The sequence below is a fragment of the Leucobacter chromiiresistens genome (assembly GCF_001477055.1).
Classification (GTDB): domain Bacteria; phylum Actinomycetota; class Actinomycetes; order Actinomycetales; family Microbacteriaceae; genus Leucobacter; species Leucobacter chromiiresistens_A.
In genome coordinates this window covers 1-9,920 of sequence record NZ_LDRK01000131.1, presented here as the reverse complement: position 1 = coordinate 9,920, position 9,920 = coordinate 1, and the positions used below count along the sequence as shown (strand labels likewise).

The following is a 9,920-nucleotide window of genomic DNA, read 5'->3' as shown; positions in this document are numbered from 1 at the left end:
GATCGGCGCGCCGATCGTGCTGGCGGTCGGTCTGAACTACGACGAGCACGCGAGCGAGCTCAGCCTCGACAACGACTCGGGCCCGGTGCTGTTCTCCCTCTTCCCGAACTCGCTCGGCGCCCACCAGGGCGAGGTGCCCCTCTCGAGCGACGTCAGCACTGAAGTCGACTACGAGGGCGAGCTCGGGGTGATCATCGGCAAGCCTGCGAAGAACGTCTCAGCGGACGAGGCGCTCGACTACGTGTTCGGCTACACCGTCATCAACGACGTCACCGCGCGCGACATCCAGTTCCAGGAGCCCCAGTGGTCGCGCTGCAAGTCGTTCGACGGCTTCACGCCGATCGGCCCCGTCGTGGTGACCGCCGACCAGATCCCCGACCCGCAGGCGCTGCGCCTCACCACGGACGTCGACGGGTTGCGCGTGCAGGATTCGACCACTGGTTTCATGATCCGCACCGTCGCGCAGCTGATCGCCTCGATCTCGCAGGAGGCCACCCTGCTGCCGGGCACCGTCATCTCGACGGGATCGCCGGGCGGAGCCGGCCGCTCGCGCAAGCCGCCGCTCTACCTCCGCCCCGGCACCGAGGTGACCGTGACGATCGAGGGCATCGGCGCGCTCACGTCGCACTGCGTCGAGGCGTAGCAGCCCCGCGGCCCGAGCCGCGAACGCGAAACGGCCGGTGGGATCCGAGATCCCACCGGCCGTTTCGTCTGCCCGGCTACTTCGCAGGCTTCTTCGTGACCTGCGTGCCCGAGCCGTCCTCGACCTTCTCGGGCGCGGGGATCGCCGCGTCCGTGATGACGTCGATGACGTCGGTCTCGGGGGCCAGGCCCGCGAGCTTCGACGGCTGGAGGATCTCGTCGAGCTGCGCCTGGTCGAGCAGCCCGCGCGACGTGACGAGCTCGGACACCTTCTCGTTCGTGGCGAGCGCCTCCTTGGCGAGCTTCGCCGCTTCGGCGTACCCGATCACCGGTGCGAGCGCGGTGATGACGGTCACCGAGCGCGACACCATGTCTTCGAGGCGCGCCTCGTTCGCGGTGATGCCGTCGACGCAGTTGACGCGCAGCGTCTGGCAGGCGCGCTCGAGCCAGGTGATGGACTGGAAGAGCGAGTGGGCGATCACGGGCTCGAAGGCGTTCAGCTGCAGCTGACCGGCTTCGACCGCCATCGACACGGTCACGTCGGCGCCCGCGACCGAGTAGGCCACCTGCGTGACGGCCTCCGGGATCACGGGGTTCACCTTGCCCGGCATGATCGACGATCCGGCCTGGCGGGCCGGGAGGTTGATCTCGCCGAGGCCGGCCTGCGGGCCGGAGGAGAGCAGGCGGAGGTCGTTCGAGATCTTCGACAGCTTCAGCGCGCTGCGCTTGAGCGCGCCCGAGAAGGTGACGAAGACGCCGGTGTCGCTGGTCGACTCGACGAGATCGCCAGCGGTCTCGAGCTCGAGCTGCGTGATCTCGCGGAGGTGCTTGATCACGGCCTCCTTGTACCCCTTCGGGGCGTTGATGCCGGTGCCGATCGCGGTGGCGCCCATGTTGACCTCGCGCAGCAGCGACACCGCTTCGCGGAGGCGCTCGATGTCTTCGCGCAGCGTGACCGCGAAGGCGTTGAACTCCTGGCCGAGCGTCATCGGCACCGCGTCCTGCATCTGCGTGCGGCCGACCTTGATGATGTGCGAGAATTCGCGGCCCTTCGCGGCGAACGACTCGGCGAGCAGCCCGAGTTCGTCGAGCAGGCTGCCCAGGGAGAAGGCGAGGGCGATCTTGATGGCCGTCGGGTACGTGTCGTTCGTCGACTGGCTGTGGTTCGTGTGATCGTTCGGGTTGATGAACTTGTAGTCGCCCTTGGCGTGGCCCGCGAGCTCGAGCGCACGGTTCGTGATCACCTCGTTGGCGTTCATGTTGGTCGAGGTGCCCGCACCGCCCTGGATCACGCCGACGACGAACTGGTCGTGCAGCATGCCGGTCTTGATCTCCTCGCAGGCGCGGTCGATCAGGGTCGCGCGCTGCTCGTCGAGGGCGCCGATCTCGAGGTTCGCGCGCGCCGCAGCCTGCTTCACGCAGGCGAACGCGCGGATGAAGTCGGGGTAGACCGAGACCGGGCGCCGCGCGATCGGGAAGTTCTCGTGGGCTCGTGCCGTGTGCACCCCCCAGTAGGCGGACGAGGGAATCTCGACACTGCCGAGAGAATCCGTCTCAGTGCGTGTCTGTGCTGACAAGAAGTCGCTCACCGGGAATCATGGCTCCGTACTCGTGGAAAGGCGGGCCTGCCGCCAGGACGGTCTCAGCCTACCGCTCAAACGTGCACGGCGAGGCAGGATCGCATCGCCGCCGAACAATCGTCGATGTCGAGGCGTTCTGCGCCGCGTCGGGCACACGAGCATCCGCGCCTCCCACTCAGTGGGAATGAGTCTTGACTTTCGCACGGAGCCCGCCTAGCTTTCCCCCACACCCGATAGGTCATCAACGCGGAGCGCCTCGCACGTTCGCGCTCACCGCTGAACGGAGTACGGACCCGTGGCACAGACTCGCATGCACCGCCGCCTGCTCACCGGAACTGCCGCTCTCGCCGCCGCGACCGCACTGGTCGCCGCACCTTCGGCTGCGGCCGTCGCCGCAGTGCCGACGTTCGAGGAGACCGCGGAATACGTCTTCGACGACGGATCGCGCACCGGGTCGGCCACCGACACCGCCGCCGATACCGCGGTCTTCACGCGCACCCAGGGCGCGAGCGTCGAGGTCGTCACGCTCGACGCGTCCGGCGCGCCGATCGGCGAGCAGACCCTCACGGCCCCCGTCGCCGGCGGCGGGTACGGCGTCGACGTCGCCCTGAACGAGGACGCCTCGCTCCTGTACGTCGCGCAGCCGCAGTTCTCCCAGATCCACGTGTACCACCGGCCCGACGGGAGCTGGGAGCTGCAGCGCACGCTCACCGCGCCCTCCGAGCTGCCGGATCGGGTCGACGCGTACGGCTCGGAGGTCGGCAGCGTCATCGACGTCTCCGGGCAGCGGCTCGTCGTCGGCGTGCCGAACGCGCGAGTCGACGGGCGCGCCAACGCCGGGTTCGCATTCGCGGTCGACCTGACGACCGACACGTGGCAGCCGCTGATCCCGGCCGATCCCATCGCCGATTCGATCACGGGCGCGCACGTCGCCGTCGCCGGCGACCGCGTGGCTCTGGGCGCTCCCCAGGTCCGGGGTGCCGACCGCGCGCGGATCGGCGGGGTGTACCTGTGGGATCTCTCGTCCGACGCGGAGCCCGCATTCACGGCGGGCCCGGATGCGGACCCCCGCATGTGCATCCCGACCGCCGGCAGCGGCCCCGCATTCGGCAGTACGCTCGCGTTCACCGATGCGGGTCTCGCCGTCGGCTCCCCGATCGAGATCCACTTCACGGGCGACGACCCGAACGACCCCGAGACCGGCTGCACGGATCAGGCCGTCGCCGCGGGCAATACGACTCAGGGCGCGATCTACCTGTTCGACGATCAGCTGCAGCAGATCGGACCCAAGGCGGTCGCGCCGCTGCAGACCACGGACTTCGCCGGCTCCATCGGGGTCTCGGGCGACGCGCTCGTCGCACGCGGCTGGCAGGAGGGGAACGTCGGATACGCCTTCGTCTACGACCTGTCCACCTGGGACCAGGCGGGGCCGGGCGATGAGAACGGGCGCATCCGGCCCGATCCGGTGCAGACCCTCTCCCCCGCGAGCGGCACCCCGAACTTCGGGATCAGTCCCTTCGGAACGGCCGTCTCCGTGTCGGCGACGCAGGTCGTCGTTGGCACGTGGCAGATTCCCGGCGCGGCCCATATCTTCGGTGCGCCCGCGGTCGCCGCGCCGCTCTCGCTGTCGACCGAGGATGTCGCCGTCACGTACGGTCAGACCGCGACGCTGGCGGCGCAGGTGGCGAGCGGGGATGCACCGGACGGGGCAGCCGTGCGCTTCTCCGTCGCCGGTGATGAGATCGGCGTCGCCCCCATCGTCGCGGGCGTCGCGCGGGTGGAGCTGCCCGCAGCGTCCCACGAGGCGGCGCTGCACCCCTTCACCGCGGAGCCGGTCGACGACGACGGAAACGCTCTCGGCGCAGCGGCCAGCGGAACGCTCACCGTCGAGCAGGCCGCCACCGAGACGCGCGCTGCACGCGACGATTCCGGTGACCGTGCCCTGCGCGGATCGGTGACCGCGGAGTTCGGCACCGTGCCGACGGGCGCCGTCGAGATGATCCGCGGCGGCGAGAGGCTCGCGACGGTGCAGCTCGATGCCGCAGGAGCGTTCTCCTGGGAGCCCCCGGCATCGGATGCGGACGAGACCTACACCCTCGCGTACGCGGGCGACCGCAATCATCTCGCCTCGGAGGCGCAGGTCGCCGTCGCCGCCGATCCCGCTCCGGCGCCCCCGGGCTCACCTGGGGAACCCCCGGCGCCGTCGCCGCCGGCATCCGACCCGCCCCGCGGATCGGACCTCGCCTCGACGGGCTCCGAGGGCGCAGGGCCCTGGCTCGGCCTCGCCGCCGGCGCGGCGCTCGTCGGGGGCCTCCTGCTGACGGCCCGGCTCCGCGGTCTGCGAGGAGGCCGATCGCGCGCGTAGCGCCGAAGTCAACCGCACCGCGGAATCCTGCGCTCGCGCGCCGCGAACCGGTACCGTGAACGTATGCGAATCGTCGTGGCTCCGGACAAGTTCAAGGATGCTCTCGACGCCCGCAGCGTGGGCGAGGCCGTCGCCGCGGGGATCCGCTCCGTGGAGGCCGACGCCGATCTCACGGTGGTGCCGATGGCTGACGGCGGAGAGGGTACGCTCGACGCGGCGATCGCTGCGGGCTTCACGGAGGTGCCGGTGACGGTGACCGGGCCGCTCGGCGCACCGGTCGAGGCGGCGTTCGCCCTGCAGACTTCGACGGCCGTTGTGGAGCTCGCACGCGCCTCGGGGTTGGCCCTGGTGCCGCGCGCGCAGCGTGACGCGCTGCGCGCCACCTCGCGCGGCACGGGTGAACTGATCGCCGCAGCCCTCGAGCACGGCGCCGAGTCGATCATCCTCGCGGTCGGCGGCAGCGCGTCGACGGACGGAGGCGCGGGGATGCTAGCGGCGCTCGGCGCCCGGCTGCTCGACGCGGACGGCGCCGACGTGCCCGACGGCGGCGGCGCACTGCGCCACGTCGAGCGCATCGATCTCGACGGCCTCGATGCCCGGCTGGCGAGCGTGCGCGTCACCCTCGCCAGCGACGTCGATCACGCGCTGCTCGGCCCCCTCGGGGCTGCGAGCGTCTTCGCGCCGCAGAAGGGGGCGAGCGTCGCCGAGGCGGCGCAGCTCGAACTCGGACTCACGAGGTTCGCCCGCCTCCTCGAGGACGCGCTGGCGAGCTCGAGAGCCGGAGCGCGAGACGCCGTCGAGCCGCAGTCCCCGACCGCCGCGCAGCGGCCCGGCTCGGGTGCAGCGGGGGGCGTCGGCTTCGCCGCGCTCGCGGTGCTGCACGCGCTGCGGCGGCCCGGGGTCGACGTGGTGTGCGAGCTCGCGCGGCTGCGGGCGCACCTGGCAGGCGCCGATCTGGTGATCACCGGGGAGGGCTCCTTCGACGCGCAGAGCCTGGGCGGCAAGACCCCGGTCGGGGTGCTGCGGGCCGCGGACTCTCTCGAGATTCCGACGGTCGTCGTCTGCGGCCGGTCGGCGCTCGCCGAGCGTGAATGGCGGGACGCCGGATTCGCCGCCTGCTACGCGACGATGGATCGCGCACCCGACCGCGCGTCGAGCATGCGGGACGCGGGCGCATTCCTCCGCGAGATCGGAGCGGAGATCGCGCGCGGACTACTCGCCGCCCCGGGAAGCGCCCCGGGGCCCGGCGGCCCCGTCATCGGGGGCGCCGGGCAGATCCTCGATCGAGATCGCCCCCGTCGCTGAGACTCCCGAACCCTCCTGGGGTGCCGACTCCCCCGCTCCGATCACCGGCGCCGAGCTCCTCCGCAGCACCGAGATCGGCGCCGTGAGGGTCTCGACCTGGGCGCCCGGATCGTCATCGAGGCTCGGGCGCCCGCGATGCGTGACCCGCAGGTGCAGCCCCTCGCGGTGGAAACGCAGCCGACGCTCGGAGAACAACCAGACGATCCCGATCGCGAACGCGATGAGGCCCGCGGCCGCGCTGATGAACAGCGTCGACCGGGGCCCGAGCGCATCCGCCGCCGCCCCCACCAGCGGCGCGCCGATCGGCGTGCCGCCCATCAGGATCGCCATGTACAGCGCGAGCACGCGACCCCGCACCGCGGGCTCGGCGGTGGTCTGCACGAAGCCGTTGGCGGTGGTGAGCATCGTGGAGATCGCGAGCCCGAAGAACACGAGGGTCACCGCGAAGCTCCAGAACGTCGGCATGAGGGCCGCCACCAGACTCATGACCCCGATCCCGCCCACCGCGACGATCACGACGCGCATGCGCGCCGAGGGGCGCCGAGCCGACAGCAGCGCACCGGCCAGCGATCCGATCGCCAGCACCGACGACAGCAGGCCGTAGTCGCTCGCTCCGCGCCCGAACTCGAGCGACATCGTGGACGAGATCACCGGGAAGTTCATGCTGAACGCGCCCACGAGGAACACCATGACGAAGATGACCAGCAGATCGTGCCGCCCGCGCACGTAGCGGAATCCGGCCGACAGCTGCCGCCACTGCGATTCGCGCGCCCCCTCGGGCGGCGCGGAGCGACGGGTGCGGATCATCAGCAGCGCACCCAGCACGGCCAGGAACGACACGGCGTTGATGACGAAGACCCAGCCCGATCCGATCGCCGCGATGAGCAGGCCCGCCACGGCGGGGCCGATGAGTCGCGCCGAGTTGAAGGACGCCGAGTTGAGCGCCACGGCGTTCGAGGTCTGACCGAGCCCGACGAGGTCGGAGACGAACGCCTGCCGCGCGGTCGTGTCGAACGCGTTCACCACGCCGAGCGCCAGGGCGAAGCCGTAGAGATGCCACAACTCCGCCTGACCGGTGATGAGCAGCACGCCGAGGCCCGCGGCGAGCAGCATCAGCAGGGACTGCGTGACGAGCAGCACCTGCCGCCGGTCGAAGCGATCCGCCACCGCCCCGCTGAACGGCACCAGCAGCAGCTGCGGGCCGAACTGCAGCGCCATCGTCGTACCCACCGCGGCGGCGTTCGTGTCGGTCAGCTCGGTGAGCACCACCCAGCTCTGCGTGGTCGCCTGCATCCACGCGCCGATGTTCGACACCAGCGCCCCGAAGAACCAGATGCGGTAGTCGCGAACGGAGAGCGAGCGGAACATTGTGGACACGGTGTCGGCGACCTCCTCGGCTTCCCCCTACCCTACGCCCGTTCCGCTCGAGCCGCCCGGGCGCCTCCCGGTATTCGCGCCAGCTAGAACTTGCCGCCCATGTCGAGCAGGCGGCGAATGCGCTCGGGGATCGGCGGGTGCGTCGCGAAAAGCCGCTGCACCACGCCCGGCTTCAGCGGATCCGCGATCCAGAGGTGCGCCATGCTCGACTGCTGGCGCTGCAGCGGTTGCCCGTAGGTCGAGAGCTTGTGCAGCGCGCTCGCGAGCGCTTCGGGGTGGCGCGTGGTGAGCGCTCCCGTCGCGTCAGCGAGGTACTCGCGCTGCCGCGAGACGGCGAGCTGCACGGCGGTGGCGACGAGCGGCGCGACCAGCATGGCGACCAGGCCGAAGATCAGCACCACCGGATTGCTGTTGTTATTGCTGCGCCCGAAGAAGGCGAGACGCACGAGCACGTCGGCGATCATGCCCACGGCGACGACCAGTCCGTAGACGATCATCGAGACTCGGATGTCGTAGTTGCGCACATGGCCGAGCTCGTGCGCCATGACGCCCTCGAGCTCGGGATCGGTCATCAGGTCGAGCAGGCCGGTGGTCGCGGCGACCTTCGCGTGCTGCGGATCCCGCCCCGTGGCGAAGGCGTTCGGCGCCGGATCGTCGACGATGTAGACCTCCGGCATCGGGGTGCCGGTCGTGATGGCGAGGTTCTCGACGATGCGGTAGAGGCGCGGGTGGTCGGCCTGCGTGATCCGGCGTGCGCCGCTCATGGAGATGGCCTGCCGCCCGGCCGCGAAGTACTGGATCACCGCGTAGATCGCCGCCATCGCGACGACGGCGATCACGATGCCGGGCGACTGGTAGATGTACGCGGCGAGATAGCCGAGACCCCCGACGATGCCGAGGAACAGCAGGATGATGAGGACGCTGTTGACCTTATTGCGGCGGATTGCGCGGTACACGGCCCTCCCCGCTCAGAACTGGATGCGCGGCGGCTCCGAGATCGAAGCGACGTCTTCGACCTCGAAGAACTCGCGCTCCGTGAAGCCCATGCCGCGCGCGAAGAGCGTGTTCGGGAACACCTGGATCTTGGTGTTGTACTCGCGCACGCCGCCGTTGTAGAAGCGGCGCGACGCCTGGATCTTGTTCTCGGTGTCGACGAGCTCGCTCTGCAGCTGCAGGAAGTTCTGGCTGGCCTGCAGCTGCGGGTACGCCTCCGCGACCGCGAAGATGCTCTTCAGCGCCTGCTGCATGTGGTTCTCGGCGGCGGACGCCTCGGCGGGCCCCTCCGCCGAGATCGTCTCGGCGCGGGCCCGGGTCACGTCTTCGAAGACGCCCTTCTCGTGCGCCGCGTACCCCTTCACCGTCTCGACGATGGTCGGGATGAGGTCGGCACGGCGCTTGAGCTGCACCGTGATGTCGCTCCACGCCTCGTCGACGCGCACGCGGAGCGTGACGAGGGAGTTGTACGTGACCCACACGTAGCCGATCAGCAGGACGAGCACGCCGGCCGCGACGAGAGCGGCAATCAATCCACCAGACATGCTCTGCATCCTAGCGGCGGCGGCACGAAATCAGCTGGGATCGACGGGTGCGTCTGCTCGCCGGGCGGGAGCCGCAGGGCCGCCGCCGCGGAGCGCGCGCACCGCTTCGGCCCTGCGAGCGGCCCGGGCCCGCTCCCGGCGCAGCCGGGCGGCGCGCACCCGCATGAGTATCGCGAGCGCGATCACGACGAGGATCGTCACGACGAGCACGAGTTTTGCGAAAGCCACGGCACCCACCCTATGCGTTCCGCCGCACCGCGGTTCAGGAGAGGGCCCCGAACGGGCGTTACGCTGGCTTCCATGACGCCCGACGATCGACGCCCCTCGCGGGTGAACTGGATCGTGCGCCGCGTGCTGCGGCTGTTCGCCGCGCCCCGGCTCGACATCCGCGAGGACTACGAGAAGGTGCGCCGGGCGCAGCGCCAGCTCGCCGTGCTGCCGCCCTCCCGCTACCGCACGCTCGACGTGGAGATCATGTCGGCCGACGGCGATCACCCGATCCCGGTCCGAGTGTTCCACCCGCGTGAGCGCCGGCGCGACGAGGTGCTGCTCTTCTTCCACGGAGGGGGCTGGGTGACGGGCGACATCGAGAGCTACACGCCCGCCTGCGCCACCATGGCCGACCTCACCGGGTGCGTCGTCGCGTCCGTCGATTACCGCCTCGCCCCCGAGCACCCGTTCCCCGCAGGCCTCGACGACTGCCTGCGCGTCGCGGAGCTGCTGCTCGCCGATCCGGCGCGCGCAGGCGTGGACTCCTCCTCCGAGGTCGTGCTCGTCGGGGACTCGGCGGGCGGCAATCTGACCGCCGCCGTCTCCCTCGCGCTGCGCGACCGGGGAGTGCGCGGCGCGGAGCGGCAGATCATGCTGTACCCGGTGACGCACTGGGATCACGACCCGGTCACCTCCCCGTTCGCCTCCGTGCGGCGGCACGGAGGCGACTACCGGCTCACCAACACCGAGGTGCAGGAGTACTTCGAGCTGTACGTCCCCGATCCCGCTGCGCGCGCCCAGCCCCTCGTCGCGCCGCTCATCGCCGACGATCTCTCGCGGCAGCCCGAGACGCTCATCGTCACGGCCGAGCTCGACCTGCTGTGCGACGAGGGGCTGGGCGCG

At 70.8% G+C, this 9,920-nt stretch carries 9 protein-coding genes; 4 read left to right on the top strand and 5 right to left on the bottom strand.

Annotated elements, in window-relative coordinates:
• On the top strand, window positions 1–643 hold a 643-nt coding region (locus NS354_RS12510; protein ID WP_058594782.1), incomplete at its 5' end, for a fumarylacetoacetate hydrolase family protein.
• Between the two features lie 76 nt (window positions 644–719).
• Here NS354_RS12510 and NS354_RS12505 read toward each other — a convergent pair.
• A complete protein-coding gene (locus tag NS354_RS12505; protein WP_058594781.1) occupies window positions 720–2,231 on the bottom strand; it encodes an aspartate ammonia-lyase in 1,512 nt (503 codons plus the stop codon).
• A gap of 286 nt (window positions 2,232–2,517) precedes the next feature.
• Here NS354_RS12505 and NS354_RS12500 point away from each other — a divergent pair, with 286 nt between their 5' ends.
• Together NS354_RS12500 and NS354_RS12495 are read left to right on the top strand one after the other, a co-directional pair.
• The gene (locus tag NS354_RS12500) at window positions 2,518–4,587 is read left to right on the top strand and encodes an Ig-like domain-containing protein (RefSeq protein WP_153002222.1); all 2,070 of its coding nucleotides are present in this window, start codon (window positions 2,518–2,520) and stop codon (window positions 4,585–4,587) included.
• Between the two features lie 63 nt (window positions 4,588–4,650).
• Window positions 4,651–5,892, top strand: a complete 1,242-nt coding sequence (locus tag NS354_RS12495; RefSeq protein WP_082678078.1) for a glycerate kinase — start codon at window positions 4,651–4,653, stop codon at window positions 5,890–5,892.
• On the opposite strand, the gene NS354_RS12490 is transcribed toward NS354_RS12495, so the two are convergent.
• From NS354_RS12490 to NS354_RS12475, 4 genes are all read right to left on the bottom strand, one after another.
• A complete protein-coding gene (locus tag NS354_RS12490; RefSeq protein WP_058594779.1) occupies window positions 5,800–7,260 on the bottom strand; it encodes an MFS transporter in 1,461 nt (486 codons plus the stop codon). The two genes, NS354_RS12495 and NS354_RS12490, sit on opposite strands and share 93 nt — an antisense overlap.
• A 92-nt stretch (window positions 7,261–7,352) precedes the next feature.
• Window positions 7,353–8,225 carry a M48 family metalloprotease gene (locus tag NS354_RS12485; protein WP_058594778.1) on the bottom strand — a complete coding sequence of 291 codons (873 nt, stop codon included), beginning with the start codon at window positions 8,223–8,225 and terminating at the stop codon, window positions 7,353–7,355.
• A 12-nt stretch (window positions 8,226–8,237) separates the two neighbouring features.
• Entirely contained in the window at window positions 8,238–8,807 is a 570-nt protein-coding gene (locus NS354_RS12480) for a LemA family protein (RefSeq protein WP_029608246.1), read from the bottom strand.
• Window positions 8,808–8,837: 30 nt separating this feature from the next.
• Entirely contained in the window at window positions 8,838–9,035 is a 198-nt protein-coding gene (locus tag NS354_RS12475; RefSeq protein ID WP_153002221.1) for a hypothetical protein, read from the bottom strand.
• Window positions 9,036–9,107: 72 nt separating this feature from the next.
• Between NS354_RS12475 and NS354_RS12470 the strand changes: the two genes are divergently transcribed.
• Window positions 9,108–9,920: alpha/beta hydrolase (locus NS354_RS12470; RefSeq protein ID WP_058594776.1), on the top strand; the 813-nt coding region annotated here is incomplete at its 3' end.